This window comes from Paenisporosarcina quisquiliarum (assembly GCF_027563315.1).
GTDB classification, from domain to species: Bacteria; Bacillota; Bacilli; order Bacillales_A; family Planococcaceae; genus Paenisporosarcina; species Paenisporosarcina quisquiliarum.
The window spans coordinates 1-22415 of record NZ_JAMKBJ010000020.1; the positions used below are offsets into that span (position 1 = coordinate 1).

The 22415-nt window shown below is 39.8% G+C and carries 23 protein-coding genes, 16 tRNA genes and 2 rRNA genes; 32 read left to right on the forward strand and 9 right to left on the reverse strand.

Annotated features, from left to right (window positions below; all coding sequences use genetic code 11):
* The 18 genes from M9R32_RS15370 to M9R32_RS15455 form a co-directional block, all read left to right on the forward strand.
* Positions 1–164, forward strand: a 23S ribosomal RNA gene (locus tag M9R32_RS15370); the annotation flags it as partial.
* A gap of 132 nt (positions 165–296) precedes the next feature.
* Positions 297–412: ribosomal RNA gene (gene rrf, locus M9R32_RS15375) — 5S ribosomal RNA — on the forward strand.
* Between the two features lie 13 nt (positions 413–425).
* Positions 426–500, forward strand: a tRNA-Asn gene (locus M9R32_RS15380).
* Between the two features lie 6 nt (positions 501–506).
* A tRNA-Ser gene (locus tag M9R32_RS15385) sits at positions 507–598 on the forward strand.
* Between the two features lie 23 nt (positions 599–621).
* A tRNA-Glu gene (locus M9R32_RS15390) sits at positions 622–696 on the forward strand.
* 21 nt (positions 697–717) lie between these two features.
* Positions 718–793: transfer RNA gene (locus tag M9R32_RS15395), tRNA-Val, on the forward strand.
* A 182-nt stretch (positions 794–975) separates the two neighbouring features.
* A tRNA-Met gene (locus tag M9R32_RS15400) sits at positions 976–1052 on the forward strand.
* Between the two features lie 3 nt (positions 1053–1055).
* Positions 1056–1131, forward strand: a tRNA-Asp gene (locus M9R32_RS15405).
* 65 nt (positions 1132–1196) lie between these two features.
* Positions 1197–1272: transfer RNA gene (locus M9R32_RS15410), tRNA-Phe, on the forward strand.
* Positions 1273–1291: 19 nt separating this feature from the next.
* A tRNA-Thr gene (locus M9R32_RS15415) sits at positions 1292–1367 on the forward strand.
* A 9-nt stretch (positions 1368–1376) separates the two neighbouring features.
* A tRNA-Tyr gene (locus M9R32_RS15420) sits at positions 1377–1460 on the forward strand.
* A gap of 5 nt (positions 1461–1465) precedes the next feature.
* A tRNA-Trp gene (locus tag M9R32_RS15425) sits at positions 1466–1539 on the forward strand.
* A 17-nt stretch (positions 1540–1556) separates the two neighbouring features.
* A tRNA-His gene (locus M9R32_RS15430) sits at positions 1557–1632 on the forward strand.
* Between the two features lie 42 nt (positions 1633–1674).
* Positions 1675–1750: transfer RNA gene (locus M9R32_RS15435), tRNA-His, on the forward strand.
* Between the two features lie 9 nt (positions 1751–1759).
* A tRNA-Gln gene (locus M9R32_RS15440) sits at positions 1760–1831 on the forward strand.
* A gap of 7 nt (positions 1832–1838) precedes the next feature.
* Positions 1839–1913, forward strand: a tRNA-Gly gene (locus M9R32_RS15445).
* A 9-nt stretch (positions 1914–1922) separates the two neighbouring features.
* Positions 1923–1996: transfer RNA gene (locus M9R32_RS15450), tRNA-Cys, on the forward strand.
* A gap of 31 nt (positions 1997–2027) precedes the next feature.
* Positions 2028–2108: transfer RNA gene (locus M9R32_RS15455), tRNA-Leu, on the forward strand.
* A gap of 83 nt (positions 2109–2191) precedes the next feature.
* On the opposite strand, the gene M9R32_RS15460 is transcribed toward M9R32_RS15455, so the two are convergent.
* The gene (locus M9R32_RS15460; protein ID WP_269927630.1) at positions 2192–2395 is read right to left on the reverse strand and encodes a hypothetical protein; all 204 of its coding nucleotides are present in this window, start codon (positions 2393–2395) and stop codon (positions 2192–2194) included.
* A gap of 260 nt (positions 2396–2655) precedes the next feature.
* Positions 2656–3486 carry a CPBP family intramembrane glutamic endopeptidase gene (locus M9R32_RS15465; RefSeq protein WP_269927631.1) on the reverse strand — a complete coding sequence of 277 codons (831 nt, stop codon included), beginning with the start codon at positions 3484–3486 and terminating at the stop codon, positions 2656–2658.
* A 178-nt stretch (positions 3487–3664) separates the two neighbouring features.
* On the opposite strand from M9R32_RS15465, the gene M9R32_RS15470 reads away from it, so the two are divergent.
* The 3 genes from M9R32_RS15470 to M9R32_RS15480 all read left to right on the forward strand — a co-directional run bounded on the left by M9R32_RS15470 (position 3665) and on the right by M9R32_RS15480 (position 5587).
* Complete coding sequence (locus M9R32_RS15470; protein WP_269927632.1) at positions 3665–3961, forward strand: DUF5658 family protein; 297 nt, start codon at positions 3665–3667, stop codon at positions 3959–3961.
* Positions 3962–4060: 99 nt separating this feature from the next.
* The gene (wrbA, locus tag M9R32_RS15475; protein ID WP_269927633.1) at positions 4061–4675 is read left to right on the forward strand and encodes an NAD(P)H:quinone oxidoreductase; all 615 of its coding nucleotides are present in this window, start codon (positions 4061–4063) and stop codon (positions 4673–4675) included.
* A 144-nt stretch (positions 4676–4819) separates the two neighbouring features.
* Positions 4820–5587 carry an STAS domain-containing protein gene (locus tag M9R32_RS15480; protein WP_269927634.1) on the forward strand — a complete coding sequence of 256 codons (768 nt, stop codon included), beginning with the start codon at positions 4820–4822 and terminating at the stop codon, positions 5585–5587.
* A 37-nt stretch (positions 5588–5624) separates the two neighbouring features.
* Here M9R32_RS15480 and M9R32_RS15485 read toward each other — a convergent pair whose 3' ends face one another.
* Positions 5625–6323, reverse strand: coding sequence for a B3/B4 domain-containing protein (locus M9R32_RS15485; protein ID WP_269927635.1), 699 nt, complete (start codon positions 6321–6323; stop codon positions 5625–5627).
* 54 nt (positions 6324–6377) lie between these two features.
* Here M9R32_RS15485 and queG point away from each other — a divergent pair, with 54 nt between their 5' ends.
* The 3 genes from queG (at position 6378) to M9R32_RS15500 (ending at position 8491) form a co-directional block, all read left to right on the forward strand.
* A complete protein-coding gene (gene queG, locus M9R32_RS15490; protein WP_269927636.1) occupies positions 6378–7514 on the forward strand; it encodes a tRNA epoxyqueuosine(34) reductase QueG in 1137 nt (378 codons plus the stop codon).
* A 13-nt stretch (positions 7515–7527) separates the two neighbouring features.
* The gene (trmL, locus tag M9R32_RS15495; RefSeq protein ID WP_269927637.1) at positions 7528–8001 is read left to right on the forward strand and encodes a tRNA (uridine(34)/cytosine(34)/5-carboxymethylaminomethyluridine(34)-2'-O)-methyltransferase TrmL; all 474 of its coding nucleotides are present in this window, start codon (positions 7528–7530) and stop codon (positions 7999–8001) included.
* 307 nt (positions 8002–8308) lie between these two features.
* Positions 8309–8491 (forward strand): hypothetical protein, encoded by a 183-nt coding sequence (locus M9R32_RS15500; protein WP_269927638.1) that lies wholly within the window; start codon positions 8309–8311, stop codon positions 8489–8491.
* A 24-nt stretch (positions 8492–8515) separates the two neighbouring features.
* Here the strand turns inward: M9R32_RS15500 and M9R32_RS15505 are convergent, their stop codons facing one another.
* A complete protein-coding gene (locus M9R32_RS15505) occupies positions 8516–9820 on the reverse strand; it encodes an NCS2 family permease (protein ID WP_269927639.1) in 1305 nt (434 codons plus the stop codon).
* Between the two features lie 170 nt (positions 9821–9990).
* Here M9R32_RS15505 and M9R32_RS15510 point away from each other — a divergent pair, with 170 nt between their 5' ends.
* Positions 9991–10827 (forward strand): aldo/keto reductase, encoded by an 837-nt coding sequence (locus tag M9R32_RS15510; RefSeq protein WP_269927640.1) that lies wholly within the window; start codon positions 9991–9993, stop codon positions 10825–10827.
* Positions 10828–11305: 478 nt separating this feature from the next.
* Here the strand turns inward: M9R32_RS15510 and M9R32_RS15515 are convergent, their stop codons facing one another.
* The 3 genes from M9R32_RS15515 to M9R32_RS15525 are packed head-to-tail and all read right to left on the reverse strand — an operon-like array spanning position 11306 to position 13103.
* Positions 11306–12151 carry an RluA family pseudouridine synthase gene (locus M9R32_RS15515; RefSeq protein WP_269927641.1) on the reverse strand — a complete coding sequence of 282 codons (846 nt, stop codon included), beginning with the start codon at positions 12149–12151 and terminating at the stop codon, positions 11306–11308.
* A gap of 54 nt (positions 12152–12205) precedes the next feature.
* Positions 12206–12676, reverse strand: coding sequence for a thioredoxin family protein (locus M9R32_RS15520; RefSeq protein ID WP_269927642.1), 471 nt, complete (start codon positions 12674–12676; stop codon positions 12206–12208).
* 1 nt (position 12677) lies between these two features.
* A complete protein-coding gene (locus M9R32_RS15525; protein WP_269927643.1) occupies positions 12678–13103 on the reverse strand; it encodes a disulfide oxidoreductase in 426 nt (141 codons plus the stop codon).
* A 132-nt stretch (positions 13104–13235) separates the two neighbouring features.
* Between M9R32_RS15525 and M9R32_RS15530 the strand changes: the two genes are divergently transcribed.
* The 6 genes from M9R32_RS15530 (at position 13236) to M9R32_RS15555 (ending at position 20021) form a co-directional block, all read left to right on the forward strand.
* Positions 13236–14780 (forward strand): carbon-nitrogen hydrolase family protein, encoded by a 1545-nt coding sequence (locus M9R32_RS15530; RefSeq protein WP_269927644.1) that lies wholly within the window; start codon positions 13236–13238, stop codon positions 14778–14780.
* Positions 14781–14892: 112 nt separating this feature from the next.
* Entirely contained in the window at positions 14893–16626 is a 1734-nt protein-coding gene (locus tag M9R32_RS15535; RefSeq protein ID WP_269927645.1) for a phospho-sugar mutase, read from the forward strand.
* A gap of 38 nt (positions 16627–16664) precedes the next feature.
* Positions 16665–17591: a DNA-3-methyladenine glycosylase family protein gene (locus M9R32_RS15540; protein ID WP_269927646.1), complete on the forward strand. Its 927-nt coding sequence runs from the start codon at positions 16665–16667 to the stop codon at positions 17589–17591.
* Between the two features lie 98 nt (positions 17592–17689).
* Entirely contained in the window at positions 17690–18805 is a 1116-nt protein-coding gene (locus M9R32_RS15545) for a GAF domain-containing sensor histidine kinase (protein ID WP_269927647.1), read from the forward strand.
* Between the two features lie 13 nt (positions 18806–18818).
* Positions 18819–19466 (forward strand): response regulator, encoded by a 648-nt coding sequence (locus M9R32_RS15550; RefSeq protein WP_269927648.1) that lies wholly within the window; start codon positions 18819–18821, stop codon positions 19464–19466.
* Between the two features lie 15 nt (positions 19467–19481).
* The gene (locus M9R32_RS15555) at positions 19482–20021 is read left to right on the forward strand and encodes an NADPH-dependent FMN reductase (protein ID WP_269927649.1); all 540 of its coding nucleotides are present in this window, start codon (positions 19482–19484) and stop codon (positions 20019–20021) included.
* 67 nt (positions 20022–20088) lie between these two features.
* Here M9R32_RS15555 and M9R32_RS15560 read toward each other — a convergent pair whose 3' ends face one another.
* Positions 20089–20457 carry an NUDIX hydrolase gene (locus M9R32_RS15560; protein WP_269927650.1) on the reverse strand — a complete coding sequence of 123 codons (369 nt, stop codon included), beginning with the start codon at positions 20455–20457 and terminating at the stop codon, positions 20089–20091.
* Positions 20458–20541: 84 nt separating this feature from the next.
* Complete coding sequence (rsgA, locus tag M9R32_RS15565; protein WP_418936255.1) at positions 20542–21624, reverse strand: ribosome small subunit-dependent GTPase A; 1083 nt, start codon at positions 21622–21624, stop codon at positions 20542–20544.
* A 434-nt stretch (positions 21625–22058) separates the two neighbouring features.
* Here rsgA and M9R32_RS15570 point away from each other — a divergent pair, with 434 nt between their 5' ends.
* Positions 22059–22211 carry a hypothetical protein gene (locus M9R32_RS15570; protein WP_269927651.1) on the forward strand — a complete coding sequence of 51 codons (153 nt, stop codon included), beginning with the start codon at positions 22059–22061 and terminating at the stop codon, positions 22209–22211.
* The last annotated feature ends 204 nt before the right edge of the window (positions 22212–22415 follow it).

The window sequence follows — 22415 nt, forward strand, 5'->3', positions numbered from 1 at the left end:
GGATAAGTGCTGAAAGCATCTAAGCATGAAGCCCCCCTCAAGATGAGATTTCCCATTACGCAAGTAAGTAAGATCCCTCAAAGACGATGAGGTAGATAGGTTCGAGGTGGAAGCGCGGTGACGTGTGCAGCTGACGAATACTAATCGATCGAGGACTTAACCAAAATGAATTTGAATGGTTTTCAATGACCCGTTTATCCAGTTTTGAGTGAACAAAAATGTTTTTTTATTTTTAAAAAACGCTTGTAAATCTCATGAGACTTGATATAATAAATCTTGTCTTAAAAAACAAATAGTCTGGTGATGATGGCGAAGAGGTCACACCCGTTCCCATACCGAACACGGAAGTTAAGTTCTTCAGCGCCGATGGTAGTTGGGGGTTTCCCCCTGTGAGAGTAGGTCGTCGCCAGGCTATATAATATTGATCCGAAGTAGCTCAGTGGTAGAGCAATCGACTGTTAATCGATTGGTCGTAGGTTCGAGTCCTACCTTCGGAGCCATATCTTGGGGAGCTGTCCGAGTGGCCGAAGGAGCACGATTGGAATTCGTGTAGGCGGGTTAAACTGTCTCAAGGGTTCAAATCCCTTGCTCTCCGCCAGATGATTTTCTTCTATTATATATGGCCCCTTGGTCAAGCGGTTAAGACACCGCCCTTTCACGGCGGTAACACGGGTTCGAATCCCGTAGGGGTCACCAATTTTACTTTTATCTTACCCAGGAGGATTAGCTCAGCTGGGAGAGCATCTGCCTTACAAGCAGAGGGTCGGCGGTTCGAGCCCGTCATCCTCCACCATTTACACTATAAACACTTTCGACAAAGTAAAACACATCTAAATCGCATGTTCTAAAGAGCACCGCGAGGGTGTAGCAAATCGCCAAACAAAGATGGCGATTAACGTCGAAGCAGGCAAAGCCGATGCAGATGTCAAACTTATCGTAAGCGGTGAAGCAATAGTGTTTAAAACATAATATTGACGCGGGGTGGAGCAGCACGGTAGCTCGTTGGGCTCATAACCCAAAGGTCGCAGGTTCAAATCCTGCCCCCGCAACCAAATGGTCCCGTGGTGTAGCGGTTAACATGCCTGCCTGTCACGCAGGAGATCGCGGGTTCGATTCCCGTCGGGACCGCCATTTTTCTTGAAATAGTAAGAATTGGAATAAGCAAAGAGATTCACAGCTTAGTACAATTCAAATGTGGCTCAGTAGCTCAGTCGGTAGAGCAAAGGACTGAAAATCCTTGTGTCGGCGGTTCGATTCCGTCCTGAGCCACCATTATTTTTATAAACACCGTGCCGGTGTAGCTCAGTTGGTAGAGCAACTGACTTGTAATCAGTAGGTCGAGGGTTCGACTCCTTTCGCCGGCACCATCTTCATATGGAGGGGTAGTGAAGTGGCTAAACACGACGGACTGTAAATCCGTTCCTTCGGGTTCGGCGGTTCGAATCCGCCCCCCTCCACCAACTTTAGGGGCATAGTTTAAAGGTAGAACTGAGGTCTCCAAAACCTCCAGTGTGGGTTCGATTCCTACTGCCCCTGCCAATTTTTATTTTATAGTGGCGGTTGTGGCGAAGTGGTTAACGCATCGGATTGTGATTCCGACATTCGAGGGTTCAATTCCCTTCAGTCGCCCCATTTTTAATAATTAAATTATAAACATCATATACTAACATTGTGGCGGGCGTGGCGAAGTGGTTAACGCATCGGATTGTGATTCCGACATTCGGGGGTTCAATTCCCCTCGTTCGCCCCATCTTATTAATGGGGTATAGCCAAGCGGTAAGGCAACGGATTTTGATTCCGTCACGCCCTGGTTCGAATCCAGGTACCCCAGTATTATTGCGGAAGTAGTTCAGTGGTAGAACACCACCTTGCCAAGGTGGGGGTCGCGAGTTCGAACCTCGTCTTCCGCTCCAACATTGTTTGGCGGCATAGCCAAGTGGTAAGGCACAGGTCTGCAACACCTTTATCACCGGTTCAAATCCGGTTGCCGCCTCCATAATAATTTATCTGTCTGCATGTATTGATTTGCCCGAGTGGTGGAATGGCAGACACGCCGCACTCAAAATGCGGTGCCGCAAGGCGTGCCAGTTCGAGTCTGGCCTCGGGTATCATTTAAAAAAGCAGTATCTACTTATGTAGATGCTGCTTTTTTATTTTATATGAAATTGTGGGCATACTTAAAATTAATGATTTATCTTTGGTCATTCTTTTTATCATTATTGACGGGGTGATTAGCCGCCTTTTTTGTATTTGATTTTGCTGCTTCGTTTTGCCCTCTAATGTCTAAATCATCTGGACTTAAATCGTATCCAGCTCCAAATTCTTCACGATCCAATCTTGCCTTTTTCATATTTTTATTTTCTTTTTGCTTAATATTCCCTTTATCCGTAGTCAAAGAAACTCACCTCCATTCCTATTAGCTTGTTCTGAAAGCCCAAGTTTATTCAAACTATCTTTATTTGGTTCTCATTACACAAAAAAACGCTTAAGCAAAATGCTTAAGCGTTTATGCGAGAAATATAACATGGCTTATCAACCCAAGCCCCGCAGTATTAAGTATTACCTGATTCTTGCATCATAAACGATGTAAAATATTCCAACTGGTCCTTCATGAAATCAAATTTATTAAATGGATTAGCTTATGCATATGTTGTTTTAAGGGCTTAGTGGGATTTGACTTTCCTTGAATTCAGCTTGAGTAGTGGTGTGGTTTTCTGTTACTGAATACTTTACAAACCAATTTCTAACCATATATATCATCATAAACAGAAGAAGTGCGAATAAAGATGATAGCCATGGTGAAAAGAACAAATTGGAATTTGTTATTTCAAATTGAATGATTCCATCCCCGACGTTTCCAGTGACTCCAAAAAAAAGTCCATATGCGATATTTAACCCAGCATGCAATCCTGTATTTGCCCAAATCGAATGGGTCTTGTAAAAGGCATATGCAAGGCTGGTGCCCAAACAGACAGAAAATATAAAGTTACTTACCGTCAATCCTTCTAACCATATATCATCCAGTGCATAAAGGATTATTGAAATCAAAACCAGCATACCGAAAGAGACACGATTACCGAAATGATGATAAACCAAACCACGGACAATCATATCACTGATTAATGAGCCTATTAGGAATCCTGCACAGATCATGATAAGTACAATTAAGCTGTCAGTGAAAGATTTTGTACCGATAACTGTATATTCCCCTATTATAATTCTTACTCCATACAATAAGCTCCAACCAATAAAACCAATAGATAATCCTATCCCTAAATTCTTATACCAACCATTAAAAAAAATGAGTCCATAACTTTCTAATCCTCTTCCAAAAAGTTTCTTTGCAAGAAGTTGAGCCACAGGAAAGAAACTGAGCAAATATAGGAATCTGAGAAGATCATTCATTGGAATGAGCAAGGGCACTAAATAAAAGTAGATTGAAAGTATTGTGTATGAAGTTATAAAAGAAAGTAAATTGATTTTCAAAAAGATCATTTCTCCTGTCTATTTTTCTAATTAGAAAGATTCAATAAAAGGGGGATGAAATCCTTCAGTTAGGTTATGAAATTCAGTTGATTGAGATGATTCATCATATGTTTAACCTCTTTATCAATTGACCACAATGGTTATATTGTTTAAATAAATATGGACAAAAGGTGATAAGATGGTTGGCTCGGCTTGGCTTTTAGTTATTTTAAATAGTTTAGATGGTATTGCCACCTACATAGGAATTACATTGTTGCTCATTTCGGAAGCTAATCCTTTATTAATGAAGTTAGATGCTCTTACGATTCTCATGATTAAACTTTTTTTAAGCACCGTTTTTGCTATATTTATTTTAAAATATCCTTTTCAACAGTTCGGTAAAAGTGTGAAGTATTTGTTGAGTTTTGCTAATGCCTGTTATCTATGTATTTTTGCTTTTCATCTTTTTTGGATTGGCATGAGCATAATGTCTTAAAAGAATGCAAATATTAAAAACAGGAATAAAACATCTCCGATAGGGAAACACAGAATTATGTAGTTATTTTTCTGTACATTCTAAAAGGAGATGATAGAAATGAACAACGTAAAATTAGCAGTCGTTTATTACAGTTCAACAGGTACGAACTATCAATTAGCAAAGTGGGCTGAAGAAGGCGCAAAAGAAACCGGAGCCGAAGTGAAAGTATTGAAAGTACCGGAAACTGCTCCACAGGCAGCCATCGATTCAAATCCGGCTTGGAAAGCAAATATGGAAGCAACCAAAGATGTCCCTGAGGTTACATTGGATGATTTGGAATGGGCAGATGCAATCATTTTCAGCGTTCCAACGCGTTTTGGAAATATGCCTGGGCAAGTAAAGAGCTTCTTGGATACGACAGGCGGACTTTGGTTTAAAGGGAAATTAGCCAATAAGGCTGTTAGTGCCATGACTTCTGCCCAAAATCCAAATGGTGGACAGGAAGTAACGACGTTATCCCTTTATACAACTATGTATCATTGGGGAGCCATTGTTGTTGCACCGGGGTATACTGACTCTGTCGTGTATGGTGCGGGTGGAAATCCATATGGTACGAGTGTATCCGTCGATCAGGATGGAAAAATGAAAGAAGATGTACAAGGGGCAGTGAAGCATCAGGCAAAACGAACAGTTACAGTCGCCGAATGGATTAAAAAAGGTCAATCTAACTGATTTGAAATAAAGATTCAATACTAAAAAGGATGACGCTTTAACCGGTGTCATCCTTTTTATATGTCTTGGATATCAATGGATTAGGCATTCACCTAGTATTTGTATATACTATTAATAATAGTATTGAAGGAAAAGGTGAATAGAATGCATGATGTTGGAACAATACCGAACGATATCTCAGTATTAAATGCAGTGAATAGTATTGGGGAAAATATTATTATCGCGGATAAACAGTTCCATATTAAATGGATGAACTGCTATGCTTCAGATTTATTAACAGTTGTGGCCCCTTTATATGATTTGGAAAGCAGCGAAGATTTTATTGGCAAAAATATGGACTTCTTTCATCAACGTCCGGAGCATCAACAACGTGTGATGGGAAATTTAAATGGTAAACATCGTACACGTATAACGATAAAAAACCGATTTGTTACTGATATTGTCGTGACACCAATAAATAACGATAGGAATGAGATTGAAGGATTCATCGTTATGTTGATGGATGTCACTACAAAAGCCGAAGAAGAAAAGAAGAAGGAAAAGCTGATTAAAGCACTTTCCATTCCAATTTTACATGTATGGAAAAATACCATTGCTTTACCGTTAATCGGGGAGTTTGATACAGAGCGTGCAGACTTGCTCATTTCATCGGTATTAATGGAGTGTTCCAACAATCGAATTGAATATGTTCTGATTGATTTAAGTGGTCTCAGTGATTCGGATCATGAAGTACGATTTCATATACAAAAACTATACGACTGTCTTAAATTGATTGGAGCCAAATGTATATTGGTAGGCATCAAGCCCAAATTAGCGGTTTCAATGGGAGCTTTAGAGAGAGAAATTCCAACTTTCAGATCAACTTATGCTGGGTTAGAAACGATCATTCGGTTACAGAACAACAACGTATAGAAAAAACCGCTTCGATTGAAGCGGTTTTCTTATGCAATCATATAGTAGGCAAGTTAGATTGAACCTGCTCCTTATTTAAAATTACGGATGAATAATCTCCCCCGTTAACTTGTGTAAACATTTTACCAGCCGCAGCCACTAATTGTTCTGCGTCATTAATCGACATAGATGGCTTTATAAAAAATACCTGCAAGGCATCAGCGGTTTGTTCACTGACAGCAGTGCGGAGCGAATCAACAAAAGGGCTACCAAATGGGCCAATGTCATCTGTGATGGTTAAAATACCATCTAAATTATTTTCACGTCCATTGATACCAGTATAAGAAGTGTCAGATGAACCTAACTTTATGTGAATATCACCTTCTATGGCACGTAAATCATATAATCCTACAGGAATCTCATATTGCAATGAAAAGAAGTTATTTAAATCCACTCCACTGTTATAAGGCTGCAAATAGTTTTGATTACGTATTCGGCGCATCATGGCCTCCATCGAGGGACGGTAACGCCCAGGGTCAGCGCCAAGCTTTTTCCATAGAGTTCTCCATTCCTTTATTCCTTCATAATCCGTCAATTCTTTATCCTGCAAGTCAAAAAATAAGTGTTCTTGAAATAATTGCATACGTCCTTTTAACATTTGGGGCGATTCTGAGATGACAAATTTGGTATAATGGTTAATGCCTATTTTCACAAATTCGTCGATTTGAAAAATGGACGATTCTATAGAAGCTTTCATGTTTTCACCTACAATTCATTTTTCAATAGTTTATCACAAGGAGGGAGAAGTTTTATGAATGTTAACCAATTTCAACAAGAACTGATCACATACGCACATTCTATTGGCATTGATAAAATCGGTTTCGCTTCTTCCGATCCTTTTCGTGAGTTGAAGAATCGTTTAAAACGCCAACAGGAACTCGGCTATCAATCTGGCTTTGAAGAGCCTGACCTTGATAAGAGAACCGTTCCATCTCTATTATTGAATGAAGCCGAGAGTATTATTTCTATTGCCATTGCTTATCCTTCACGAATGGAAAATGCACCGCAAGGGAAGAAAGGCGAGCGACGAGGCATTTTTGCAAGAGCTTCATGGGGAATTGATTATCATACGGTGTTAAGGGACCGTTTAGCCAAACTGGAACTATTTATAGCACAACATGTTGAAGACGCTCAAACGCGCTCTATGGTGGACACAGGGGAGTTATCAGACCGAGCCGTTGCTGAACGTGCAGGAATCGGATGGAGTGCTAAAAATTGTTCCATCATTACGCCAGAATTCGGATCTTATGTTTATTTGGGTGAAATTATTACGAACATTCCTTTTGCACCTGATACCCCTATGGAAGATGAATGTGGTGATTGTCGATTATGTTTAGACGTTTGTCCGACGGGAGCCTTGATTGAAGGTGGACAGCTCAATGCGCAAAGATGTATTGCCTATCTTACTCAGACCAAAACATTTTTGCCTGATGAGTTTCGAACAAAAATCGGCAATCGCATTTACGGATGTGATACGTGCCAAACGGTATGCCCAAAAAACAAAGGCAAATTTAATATGCATCAAATCGACTTCCAGCCCGATCCTGAAATTGCAAAGCCGTTACTGGTACCATTATTAAAAATGAGCAACAAGGAATTCAAATCGAAGTTCGGCCACGTGTCCGGCTCCTGGAGAGGGAAGAAACCTATTCAAAGGAATGCCATTTTAGCGTTGGCGCATTTTAAAGAAGAAAGTGCTATTCCGGATTTAATTGACTTACTGCAAAAGGATGAACGACCAGTGATTCGTGGCACAGCTGCATGGGCCATTGGGAAGATTGGTACGTCTGAAGGAATGGATGCATTGCAAAATGCTTTAAAAGTTGAGAATGATCCAGAAGTTATTGAAGAAATTCACAAAGGGCTATCCTTTGAAACCATACATTGAGGAAGTGACGGAAATGGCTATACATGTGGTGCTTTACCAACCACTTATTCCAGCAAATACAGGAAATATTGCGCGTACGTGTGCAGGAACGGATACGAAGTTGCATTTAATTCGTCCATTAGGATTTTCAACCGACGATAAAATGTTGAAACGAGCTGGACTTGATTACTGGGAACATGTTGATATTCATTATTATGATGGTCTGGATGAGCTGTTTGCCAAATACCCGGAAGGAGAGTTTTTCTTCCTTACAAAGCATGGGTCCAAGCCACATACTACGTATAACTATAATGAAATTGAAAAAGATTACTTTTTCGTGTTCGGAAAAGAAACTTCTGGCTTGCCTCGAGAACTAATCGATGCAAATCAGGACCGATGCCTACGCATTCCGATGAATGATAATGTACGCTCATTGAACTTGTCGAATACAGCGGCTATATTGATTTATGAAGCACTGCGTCAGCAAGACTATCCGAATTTAGATTAAAAAAACGGGATTGCTATAAACTAGCAATCCCGTTTTACATGATTATTTCTTTTCAGATGCACCTGGTTTGTCATCGTACCCTGCCGTGAAGATCGCAGCAAGGAATGCAACAGTAACACCAAGAATAAGTAGTAAGCTCATTTTTGTTGCCTCCTTTTGAGAGTAATACAATATCATACCTAAGTATAGCTTACTTCATTTCAAAAAGAAATATTCTCCTCGATACAAATATGGCGAAATTCGTTCATTGCAAAAGTTGCATTCCAAGGAACGTTCTTATACGATAACAAAAAGGAGCTGAGCGAACATGTCGAAAAAAGAACGAGATCCTGAAAATGGTTCAATGGCTTCATCGATGGAAGAGATGAAACAGCTTGGCCGTCAAATGGAAAAAATGCGTGATGAACAAGAGCTGAAAAATGACCACCGAGTGTCGGATCCTGTGCAATCCGATAACGCTGAACCAATTCATAAACGAAAAAACGACTGAAGTCCAAAGACTTCAGTCGTTTTTTTAATGAGGTAAGAATAGTAGTTGATACAAGAACAGAGCAGCGAAGATATAGAGTAATGGATGTACTTTTCGCGCTTGGCCTTTAAAGATTTTTAGTAACGGATAAAGGATGAATCCAAGTTCAATACCTGTGGCAATACTTGAAGTAAGTGGCATTGTCAAAATGATAATGAATGCAGGGAATGCTTCATCAAAAGAATCCCAATCAATATGTTTTACGGCACTAATCATCAAACTACCAACAATAATTAACGCAGGTGCTGTTATTGCAGCAACACTTGAAAGTGAAGAAACGAGCGGTCCGAAGAATGCTGCAATGATGAATAAAACTGCGACAGTAACAGATGTCAATCCTGTACGACCACCAACTGCAACACCTGAAGAAGATTCGATGTATGCGGAGGTAGGGCTCGTTCCAAACATCGCCCCCACAGTAGTCGCAACTGAATCTGCTAGCAAAGCTTGTCTTGCACGTGGCATTTTATTACCTTTCATTAAACCAGCTTGTTTTGCGACACCAATCATCGTTCCTGTTGTATCAAATAAGGTAACAAGAAGGAAGGAAATCACGATACCAAACATGCCATAATTGAATACGTCCATCAAAGCTACTGTAGGGTCCCATACAATGATGCCTTCTGGTAAAGAAGGAAGTTTCATGAATGTTGACTCAAAGTTCAATTGACCTGTAAAGAAAGCAACTATACCAGTAGCGATCATTCCGTAGAATAATGCGCCATATATATTCATAACCATTAAAATTAATGTAATAAGTAGGCCAAACAAAGTTAGTAATACCGGAGCACTTGTTAGATCACCAAGCTTCACCAAGTTTTGTTCATGAGGTACAACTAATTTTGAAAGACGTAAACCGATAAATGCGATAAACAATCCAATACCAGCAGTAATACCATGTTTTAAATTTTCAGGGATAATTTCGATTAATTTTTTACGTAAAGGTGTTAAAGATAAAATAATAAATAATAGACCGGCAATAAATACGGCAGAAAATGCGGTGATGTAATTAATTTCTCCATTGGATGAAATAACAACTGTGTAAGTGAAAAATGCATTTAAACCCATACCTGGTGCTATAGCAATCGGATAGTTTGCGAATAACCCCATCCATAAAGTACCGACAACTGCTGAAATAATAGTTGCTAGAAAGACTTGATCAAAAGGTACTCCAGCATCGGCCAAGATAACCGGGTTAACGATTACAATATAAACCATCGTCAGGAATGTTGTCATACCTGCGAGAATTTCAGTTTTTATATTAGTATTATGTTCATTTAAGCGAAACATAGTGTGTCTCCTTTCAAAAAGACGAACGAAATAATCAACATTCCATATAATATTCGTTTTTAGAGCAAAGTGCAATACTTTTTGGAGAAAAAATCATCTCGCTCGTAAAATACAGATTCAATTTGTACAATGTATATACGAAGATAGAACAAATGGAAAGGATGAAGAACATGACATTAACTTTGCAGTCCACCAAAACATTACATAATGGCATTGAGATGCCTCGCCTTGGATTAGGTGTATATAAAATGACAAACCCTGAGGAAGCAGTCAAAGCTATGACAACAGCTCTTCAAGTAGGATATCGTGCAATCGATACGGCTTCTTTATATGCCAATGAAAAAGAAGTTGGTGAATCAGTCAGGGCTTCAGGGCTAAAACGCGAAGATGTCTTTGTTACGACGAAAGTTTGGAACTCCGACCAAGGTTATGATCAGACATTGCGAGCATTTGAAAAATCACTGGAACTCCTTGGATTTGACTATCTGGATTTATACTTAACTCATTGGCCGGTTAAAGAAACTTTCGTTGATACGTATCGTGCGATTGAGCGATTGTATGAAGAAAAGTTAATTCGTGCGACAGGTGTGTCCAATCATCATCAACATCACTTGGAAGAAATTTTTGCAAAAGCGAATGTTAAACCGATGGTCAATCAAATCGAGCTTAGTCCACGTCTTACTCAGTATGACCTGAGATCGTTTTGTGCAGACAACAAGATTGCGGTAACTTCTTGGTCGCCACTGGCGCGTGGTGGTCTACTGAATGAACCTTCACTAGTACGCATGGGGAATAAATATGGAAAAACTCCAGCTCAGATTATCATCCGCTGGCATTTGCAACACGATTTGACTGTAATTCCAAAATCGGTGACTCCAGAAAGAATCGCGTCCAATGCGGATGTGTTTGATTTTGAGTTATCATTTGAAGACATGAAAAATATTGATTCACTGAATTTAAATGAACGAACAGGTGCAGATCCAGATAATTTTTCGTTTGATTTTTAATTAATAACTCAACTCACGTAAGTGAAAAACTGAACGAAAAGCCCCTGGGGAAGTGACGCTGTCACTGCCTCAGGGGCTTTATTTGATTAATAGTAGTCTTGGATTGCATATGATTATTTACATAAAAAGGGATTTAACAATATCTGTAGAATGTTAGTATATGTCGTTATAGTGGGAGGTATAAATTGGAATTACTATTTTACAGTGCTCCACTGTTTTCAATCCTATGGTTTATTAATTTAGTGCATCTCTTGGAAAAATTAAAGCAAAACAGAAACATACATAATCAAAAGATTTTAGGTTGTGTTTGGAGTGTAGGTTTTACTTTTTCGATGATTAATACAATTTTGATGTTTATGCAATAATGAAGTTTATTTAAATGACCAAATTCACTGGGAATTAAAGTGAATTAAAGCCGAAAAAAGCCAACATCTAAATCGATGTTGGCTTTCGACTTGTTCAACTGAGGAAAAATGAGTTATTTATAGTCTTCCACAACAATCATTTCTTTCGTAATCGGGTGGACGAATTGCAGTTTTTTCGCTTGAAGTGAATAATTGTCTGCTCGTGTTCTTGAACCATAAAGTCTATCACCTGTAACTGGGTGGCCGATTGAACTTAAGTGAACGCGAATTTGATGCGTACGTCCAGTTTCCAAAATCACGTGTACTTTTGTGAAATTCGAATCTTGTCCAACAACTTCAAAGTGCGTGATCGCTGTTTGACCAGATGGAGAGACTGTTCGGCGGGTAGAGTCATGGCGATCCTTCCCAATCGGAGTGCGAATCGTTCCATTTTTTTGTGTCATGTAGCCATCGACAATTGCTTCGTATACACGGATGATTTGTTTGTCTTCAAGCATACGGTCAAGCATGGACTTAATCAGCGGATGTTTGGCAATCAATACTAAACCTTTCGTCCCTTGGTCGAGTCGATGAACATGCTCAGCATATACGCCACCTTGCTTTTTAATATAAGACATGACATGGTTCATGCAAGTGCCTGTCTGACCTGGCTCGTTTGGATGAGTTGCCATATCAGCTGGTTTTGAAACGACCAGTATATGTGCATCTTCAAAAAGGATGGGCACTTCACAAGTTTGTGTTGCCACATAAGAAGAAGGTTCTACATTCACATTGAATGTCAGTTGCGTGCCTTTCGGGTAATGATGTTGCCATACCATCGGTTCTCCATTTTCATTCACGATGCTTTTAGCCATACGCATTTCATGCATGATTTTTTTGCCGATTTGAAAATCGTCACGTAGAAGTTGTTCAATGGTAATATTGTCTGTTTGCAGTTCATATTGAAAAGATTTAATCATTTTGCAGTCCTCCTAAAAATAGACCATGTACGATGACATGGTCTACAGTATCTTCTATTTTAATACAACATCATTGAAAAATGTTTTAATATTTTCTTCTGGTTGATTGCCGACCATACGAGCAACTTCTTTTCCATCTTCGAAATGGATCATTGTTGGAGTTGCTTCAATCAAATAATCTTCCCAACCTTGTTCAAATTCATAAATATTATATTGCACTAAGTCTACGTCCATATCCTCTACGATTGGCATTAATACAGGTGTCATTGCTTTACAATGGCTACAGATTGGACTGAAGAAGTAAGCAGTTACGGGTTCACCGCTTTCCACTTTTTCTTGTAAATCATCCGGTAGAATGATGTTTTGATAGTTTTCATCGTCCAATTGGTCAATCGTTTCTTGTTTTAAGTCGTCAGTACCGTAAGGATTGTCCGCTAATTTACTTTTGTTTGACGCATTGTTTAAGACGATTAATAAAGCAAATACGGCTACAATGATTCCGCCAATAATTAATAACTTCTTCATTCTACTTTTCCTCCTTCAAAACTCTCAATAACATGAAGCTTGTAATAGCGATCAAAATAAATGCTGTCAGTGCCAAGAATGGAATCGTAATGAATCCAAAAATGTTGATATATTCACCTGTGCAAGATACACGTCCGCAAGCAGGTGCGTTTTCTGATAAAAAAGTAACTTTTTGTAGACCATAATGGTATAGCGAAATTGCTCCACCAATTACGGAAAACGTTGCAGTCGTCACAGCAATGCGGGCATTTTTCTGTACATAGGCGATCCCTAGAATTAATACGAGTGGATACATGAAAATGCGTTGAATCCAACATAACTCACACGGTTCATAATGCCTGATTTCCGAGAAAAATAAGGACCCCATTGTTGCTGCTAAAGAAACGACCCACATAAACAATAACATATTCTCTGATTTTTTCGACATGTTCTAATCTCCACTTCTGAGGGTAAACTCTTATCAAATTATAATTCTAAGTATGAAACAAGTAAAATATTTTCCACCTAGTCTGCAGTCCTATATAATGAATATGAAGCTTTTGTGAAGGAGACGATTTACATGTCAGAGCAATTCGATTTATCCCAATTTGAAATGAAAATGGTTATCAGACAGACAACCATGGATGATATAGAACCGATTTTAGCAATGCAAAAGCTTTGCTTTCCAGGTATGGACCCGTGGAAAGTAGATCAACTGCGCAGTCATTTAAGTATTTTTCCTGAGGGCCAGATGGTCGCGGAACTAGATGGACATATTATTGGCTCATGTTCGAGTCTTATTATAAATTTCGATGAATACGACGACCGCCATTCCTGGTCAGATGTAACAGATGATGGGTATATTACGAATCATAATCCAGAAGGATACAATATGTACGGTATCGAAGTAATGGTGCATCCTGAATATCGACGCATGAAAGTAGGACAGCGTCTATACGAGGCGCGTAAAGAAATCGCCCGTCAGTTTAATTTGAAATCCATCATTATAGGTGGACGTATTCCAAATTATCACAAACACTCAGATGAAATGATGCCACGTGAGTATGTGGATGCTGTATCACGTCACAAAATTTATGATCCTGTTCTGACATTCCAAATCATGAATGGTTTCACGCTTATGCGTATTAACCCGAATTACTTACCGGACGATACGGCTTCAGGCAAATATGCGACTTTGATGGAATGGAACAATGTTGACTATAAACCTATGTCAAAACGCCATTTCAAAACTAGCTATCCGGTCCGTATCTGTGTCGTACAGTACATGATGCGTGCTATTGAATCTTTTGATGATTTAGCAAATCAATGTGAGTACTTTGTAGACGTAGCGTCGGATGCACATTCTGATTTTGTGGTATTCCCTGAGATTTTCACGACTCAGTTAATGTCATTTTTAAATGAACCGTCACCAAGTCGCGCGATTCGTCGATTGACTGAATTCACGCCACAATATATCGAATTATTTACCGATTTGGCTGTCCGCTACAACGTCAATATTATTGGTGGTTCCCATTTCGTTAAAGAAGAAGATGATGAGATTTACAACATCGCGTATTTATTCCGTCGTGACGGATCAATTGAAAAGCAGTATAAAATTCACATCACACCTAATGAACGAAAATGGTGGGGAATCAGTGCGGGAGATACTGTCCGTGTCTTTGATACCGATTGCGGAAAAATTGCAATTCAAATTTGTTATGATATTGAATTCCCTGAACTTGCGCGTATTGCAACGGACATGGGTGCTAACATTATATTCGCACCTTTCTGTACGGAAGATCGACAAGGTTATTTACGTGTGAAATATTGTGCACAGGCCCGCGCGGTTGAAAATCAAATCTATACAGTTATATCGGGTACTGTTGGTAACTTACCTCAAACCGAAAATATGGATATTCAATATGCGCAGTCAGGTATTTATGCGCCATCTGACTTTGAATTTGCTCGTGATGGAATTGTTGGAGAAACAAACCCGAACTTGGAAATGGTGTTAATCGGTGACGTGGACTTAGAGATTTTACGACGTCAGCGTCAAGATGGTACCGTCAAGCAATTAAAAGACCGTCGTCATGATGTGTATCGTATCGAGTACAAAAAAGGCTGATAGAAAAGTGCAAAGCGCCACTCCCTGACCCTTGTGGCCCGAGAGCTGGCGCTTGAAGCTTTTAATTATAAGATCGAGTGACATTATTAATGAGTTTTATGGGGGAATTAATTTGAGTTATCAACAAACTGCTGAAAAATGGTTTGCCTTTGATCAATTGGAGCCTGAGTTGAAAGAACAACTTTCTGCAATGGCCAAGGATGAAAAACGTCTTGAGGACGCCTTCTATAAAGATTTGGAATTTGGGACAGGCGGTATGCGCGGTGAGATTGGTGCTGGCACAAACCGTATGAATACATACACAGTACGTAAGGCTTCCCAAGGGGTTGCTGATTATGTAAAAGCAGCAGGCGCAGAAGCAATGAAAAAAGGAATCGTCATCGCCTATGACAGTCGCAGAAAATCTCCTGAGTTTGCTTTGGAAGCAGCAAGTACTTTTGCTAAAAATGGAATTAAAGCCTATTTATATGAAGAACCCCGGACGACCCCACAATTATCGTTCAGTGTAAGGGAACTGGGAGCCTATATGGGAATTGTGGTAACTGCAAGTCATAATCCCCCTGAATATAATGGCTATAAAGTTTATGGGGAAGACGGTGCGCAACTCAATTTGGCAGATGCTGAAGCGGTGATTTCTTTTGTTCAGCAAGTAGGAGATGAGCTGGCAGTCGAAGCGGGGAACGTTGACCTCTTAAAACAAACCGGAATGATTCAATTGGTTGGACAGGAACTGGACGAGAGTTATCTTGAAAGTGTTACATCCATTCAACACCATCAGGACCTGACTGGGAAAAATGATTTAACGGTTGTTTTTTCTCCTCTTCATGGTGCATCGGGCTCGACAATCCGCAGTTTGATGAAACGTGCGGGTTACGATAACTTTACTTTCGTCGAGGAGCAAATGGAGCCGAATGGCGAATTCCCAACCTTGAAGTCTCCGAACCCGGAAGAAGCCAGTGCATTTGAAATGGCTATGACACAAGGTAAAGAGACATCAGCGGATTTATTAATCACGGCTGATCCAGATGGAGACCGTGTAGGTGTGGCCGTTCAAAATGGTGACAGCTACTTATTATTGACAGGAAATCAAACAGGTGCCATTTTAATCGAATATTTATTGACGCAATTAAAAGAAGCAGGAAACATGCCGGCAAATGGACGAGTGTTCAAAACCATTGTGACTTCTGATCTTGGTCGAGTGATCGCTGAATATCATGGTTCATCGACAGAAGATGTGTTGACCGGATTCAAATTTATTGGTGAAAAAATTCAGCAATATAATGAAACGAATGAGTTTACATTCCTGTTTGGCTATGAGGAAAGCTATGGCTACTTAATTAAACCTTTTGCACGAGACAAAGACGCGATTCAAACCGTCTTAGCCATCACTGAAGCAGCCGCTTTCTACAAAATGCAAGGGAAAACACTACTTGACGTCTTGTATGATTTGTTTGAAAGACATGGCTATTATTTCGAAGGACTTGTTTCAGTGACGAAAAAAGGAGCAGATGGTGCTCGTGAAATCAAAAATCTGCTAACCAGCTTGCGAGATCAACCTTTGACAGAAGTAGCAGGCATTGCGATTTCGTCGCAGGAAGATTATTTAACGCAAACACGCAGTTTCGTTGATGGTCGCAAAGATGAAAAGCTTATTTTGCCACAAGCGGACGTATTGAAATACTTCTTAGAAGATGGGTCATGGGTTTGTGTCAGACCAAGTGGTACGGAGCCCAAAATTAAATACTATATTGGTGTGACAGGTCCTACTGAAGCTGACAGTAAGAAAAAACTTGATTGTATCAAAACTCAATTCACTGCAGACATGGACGAGCGTTTCGGCCTGTAATAGAAGACCCTATTAGCGTAAAAGCTAATGGGGTTTTGTTGATAGGAGGAATTTATATGTGGAAACGACAAGGAAATGCAATGAGAAAGTCAGTTGACGATGTTAATTGGAACGACTTGCTATTGTATTTAGGACGCAATAACAGAGAAATATTGCACCACGTTCATAGCGAAAATAACTCGGTATCAAAAGCGATTCGAATCAATCATGAAATTATTTTGATTCGAGTGTCATTCATACATAATGAGCTCGTAATTACATTCCCACAATTGAATACTGTCAGTGATCATGTGACAGAGGCATCTGCTACATATGTGGAGGAATGGTTTGATCTATCTAGAGATTTACAGCCTTTTTATTCACTAGCCGAAGATGATGAAATATTAAATGGCGTTGTTTCCGCCTATAAAGGGCTTCGAATTATTGGTGTTGAGGACTTATTTGAAGCGCTTTGCTGGTCGATTATGGGTCAGCAAATTAGTTTGCACGTGGCCTATGCCTTAAAACAAAAACTCGTTACGACCTATGGTGAATCCATTTGTCATGATGGAATGACGTATTGGCTATTTCCTTCACCAGAGAGAATTTCCTCTTTGTCAGTGGAGGATTTGCGAGCTCTTTCTTTTACTCAACGAAAAGCAGAATATGTCATAGGTGTTGCCGAGCTCATGGCTTCAGATTATTTATATAAAGAGCAGTTTATCGGTTTGTCGTTATCTGAAATGGAAGCCAAATTGATAGCCATCCGTGGAATAGGAAAATGGTCAGCCAATTACGTGATTATGCGTTGTTTCAGGCATCCGGATGCTTTTCCTCTAGCGGACGTTGGATTACACAATGCCCTGAAAAAAGTGCGCAATGAATCACAAAAACCGAGTTTAGAAGAAATTGAAAGATGGGCTGAAAATTGGCGCGGTTGGCGCGCTTATGCCACATTTTACTTGTGGAGAACGCTGCAAGATTAAGCATTTTCAGTCAAAAGTATGAAACGATCATCATGCCAATGCATGAAAACGGATGGTATGATAAGAGATATAATGAAGGTATGAGTGGAGGCGACTGTATGCAATCTAATGAACATTCAAATATCGGTTTACTCAAAGAAATCGCAGAATTGTTAAATGAAGAAACTGAAATGACACCGATGCTACAGGGCGCATTACGAAAATTTTTAGCTGGGACGCAGTTTGAAACAGGATGGATTTTCTTTATTAATAAAAAAGGAAAACATCAATTGATTGTACATGAAAATCTCCCAAATGCTCTGGAACACGATAGTTGTCGATACCTGCAAAAAGGCGGCTGCTGGTGTGTTTCCAAGTTTCGCAATGGGGAACTTAAAAAAGCAACTAACATGATTGAGTGTCAGCGAATTGAAAGTGCCATAGATGCGAAAATAGAAGATCATGGAGGCATTACCCACCATGCAACTGTACCGTTGCAATCTGGTCAGGAAAGATTTGGTTTACTGAACGTTGCTTCACCTCATACGGTAGCGTTTACAGATGATGAACTGGCATTACTAGAGTCGGTAGCTTTTCAAATGGGATCAGCAATCAAACGTATCGTGCTGACAAAACAAGAACAGGAAATGGCACTGGTTCAAGAACGTAATCGATTGGCACGTGACTTACACGATTCAGTGAATCAGCTGTTGTTTTCAGTAACTTTAACTGCGCGAGGCGGAAGTGTAATGGCGGAGCAAACCGAAGTGAAAGAAACGTTTCGTGAAATCCAGCATTTAACGCAGGAAGCGTTGACTGAAATGCGTGCACTTATTTGGCAATTGCGACCTAAGGGTCTGGAAACCGGTTTAGTGGAAGGAATAAAGGGCTATGCCGAAATGCTGGGATTGACATTGAAAGTAAACGTAACTGGCGTTATAAATCTACCCTCACGCATTGAAGAAACGTTGTTCCGCATAGCACAGGAAGGATTAAATAATGTCCGGAAACATGCGGGTGTACAGGAAGCGGAATTATTCATTACTGTGACACCAACTGATATGTTACTCGTCTTAAAAGATGAAGGATGCGGATTTCAAATGGATACAAATGTACGAATCCCTTCTATCGGTTTACAGAGCATGAAAGATCGTGCCCAGGCAGCTGGAGGTTCGGTAGATTGGGTCAGTGAAATTGAAAAAGGAACGGAGCTGTTGATCCGTTTGCCATATTAAGGAGGAAATCTGCATGATAAGAGTGCTGATTGCGGATGATCACCATGTGGTGCGACGCGGTTTATTATTTTTCTTGAAGACACAAAAAGATATGGATGTTATCGGCGAAGCAACGAATGGGCAAGAGGCTGTGGATATGACAGCGAGCCTGAGACCGGACATTGTGTTAATGGATTTAGTCATGCCAATTATGGATGGCATTCAAGCCACGAAAAAAATTAAAGAACAGCATCCGCAGACGGAAGTATTAATGCTAACGAGTTTTTCAGATCGTGATCACGTCATTCCTGCCATTGAAGCTGGGGCAGCTGGCTATCAATTGAAAGATATTGAGCCTGACGATTTGGTGGAATCGATTCGCAAATTGATGCGTGGAGAAAATACATTGCATCCACGGGCTACTTCCGAACTCATGAAAGTTAGAGAACCGCAAATTGAACCACCACACAAGTTATATCCTTTGACACCAAGAGAGCAAGATGTTTTATCTGAGCTGACAAAAGGGAAAAGCAATAGAGAGATCGCTTCTTCATTGTTTGTCACGGAAAAGACAGTCAAAACCCATATATCCAATATTTTTTCAAAACTACACGTACAAGACCGCACGCAAGCTGCCCTTTATGCAGTAAAACACGGACTAACTGAACCGAGCGGATTGTAAAAGGAGAGAATAAACATGAAAATTTTAGTTATAAGTGGGGGACCACGGAAACATGGTCGAACTGCCATTGCTGCACGATTTATCGAACGTACTTATGGATTCCATACGATGGATTTGAGCGTAATGGAAATGCCGATGTACACAGGAGAAGAAGAACAAGCTAATGAGCCGGTTGTAAAATCTTTACGTCAAGCAGTTCTGGAAGCAGATGCAGTATTACTGTTATCACCTGAATATCATAGTGCCATGAGTGGTGCGCTGAAAAATGCATTGGATTTCCTGGGCAGCACACAGTTTCTACATAAACCAGTCGGCTTACTTGCCATCGCCGGTGGAGGTAAAGGTGGAATTAATTGCTTGAATAATATGCGAACAGTGATGCGAGGCGTTTATGCCAATGCGATTCCCCGACAATTGGTCCTTGATCCGAGTACATTCGACTATGACACTGATGGACTTGTAAAAGAAGCGGCTGAACAAGTTGATGGCTTAATTGAAGAACTGAAAATGTACGCACGAATCGGTCAAGAAATCAAAGCACATCAAATTACTTAATCATGATAAAAACCGCATTCCTATAATGGAGGCGGTTTTTTCAATTAAGCCTTTGGATAGTGAAAATTTAATTGAGTTCATCAAGTAGCATTTTTAATAAAGGGGCTGTATATGTATCGAACATATCTACTTCATCAATTAACACCCAAGAAACATCTATAATATCCTTATTGCATTCATTATTCGTATCAAGAAAAAGTTCGCCGCCAATAACCTTTGCAACGTACGTAAACTTATTGGATGATTTAAAAATTAATTTTATTATTTCCACATCGTATCCTGTTTCTTCCTTTACTTCCCTAATGCAGGCTTCTTCAGGAGTTTCATTTTCATCGATTCCCCCGCCTGGATAATTCCAAACGATATCTCCTCTTTGTACATATTGTTTCACCATTAATATTTGGTTTCCATGTAAAACGAGCGCTTGTGAAATCATATATGTACCTCCAACTTTAAAAAATCATCAAGATTTATCTCATATAGAAAAGCCAACCTTCGAAATAAAGGCTGGCCATATTTGTTATCTTTTTTTAGCAGGTCTTTTTCGCATATCTTTCGTGATTTGTTTCCATTTTCCGCGTTCCGCTTTTTGGGCGGCAGCATCTGCTTTTCGCTCCATGTAGGCAAGTTCGCGTTTTAATTTTTCATAACTTGCAAAGCGTTCCCTTGTCAGTGCCCCATTATCGAGTGCTTCCTGTACCCCACAACCGGGTTGCCCGTCGTGCTGGCAATCTGTGAAACGACAATCACTAGCGAATTGCTCCACGTCCTGGAACCCTGTATCAAGACTTTCACTGTTATCCCACATTTGAAACTCGCGCATACCTGGTGTGTCAATTAACAAACCGCCTCCAGGCATTCGGAATAGTTCTCGATGTGTTGTCGTATGGCGTCCTTTGTCATCATCTTCTCGAATTTCTTGAACAACCATGACATTTTCAACGCAGAGAGCATTGGTCAAAGAAGATTTACCAACACCTGAGGAACCCAGCAAAGCAGCCGTTTTTCCGTCTTTCAATAAGTCCTGCAGCTCCTCAATGCCTTCACCAGTAACACTGCTCACGACATGAATCGGAACTCCAAAGGCAACTGATTCCGCTTGATCAACATAAAATTGGGGATCATCACAGACATCTTTTTTCGTTAAGACGATGACAGGATTCGCACCTGAATCCCAGGCTGCAACTAAATATCGTTCCAATCGTCGGAGGTTAAAGTCTAGGTTTAATGACATGACGAGAAAGACGATATCCACGTTTACTGCAACAATTTGTTCAACCGTTGTATCTCCAGCTACTTTTCGGGAAAAAATAGATGTTCTTGGAAGTATGTTTCGAATGATCCCTTTCTCTTCTCCAGGCATTTTTTCTACCGCAACCCAATCACCGACAGCAGGATAGTCACGACGTTCCTGTGCCTGGTGTTTGAAACTACCTGATAGGGAAGCTAGCCATTCGCCTTCATCAGTTACTACTCTGTACATATGCTTATGTTCCAGTAATACGCGTCCTATAACGCAAGCTTGCAATTTCTCATTCGTCGATTGGTCAGCCCATTTCACATCCCAAGCGTCGTTCCAACCGTAATTTTTTATTGTTTTCAATGTGTTTACTGTTTTCAATGTGTATTCCTCCTGATTTGTGTGTATAAGAAAATTGGAATGCGCCAGATGCGCTTAATTCCAGTTGTATTTTCTTAAGAAATTAAAAAAACCGTGGCTGCGAAAAGGCAGTCACGGTTCATACACATCACAAAAGAAACGTTCTACTTGTTAGAAAGCATACGTGTGATGAGATACCTGGAACATGCCCATTCGCATTTTTACATTCTCAATTGAATTTGACATAATACCTCACCTGCTTTCCTTTTAATATTTTAACCATAACAAAATCATATTCAAAAAGTCAATCAAATATATGAGAAATTTGCCCCTATTCTGAAATAAATATTTGCCATGTTTAATTAAGTGTAATGAATGGGTATCTTACTAATAAGTTATTTGATTCACTATACCTTAAAAAATTGGAGGAATTTGAAATGATGAAAAATTCAATTGCCGGTCAAAAATGGTGGAAAATTGGAGCAGCAGCATTCCTTACAGTAGGATTACTAGGAGCATGTGGTGACGGTGAAGATCAAGATAACATGGATGAAGATGTAGAAGAGGAAATGGAAGAAGAAACAGAATAAGTTAAAAAGAAAAAACCGCCGAGATGGCGGTTTTAATTTGTTTATATGGATAGACAGCAGGTTTTCGTCATTCAAATTGAAAAAAGAGAGAACGTTTCTGCAATTTTTTATTACAACTTAATCAGAAAATTGATTTTGACTATAGGCTAAATCTTAAGTTAATAAAAATCGATTAAACATGTCAGAAGATAGTAGATGGTAAAA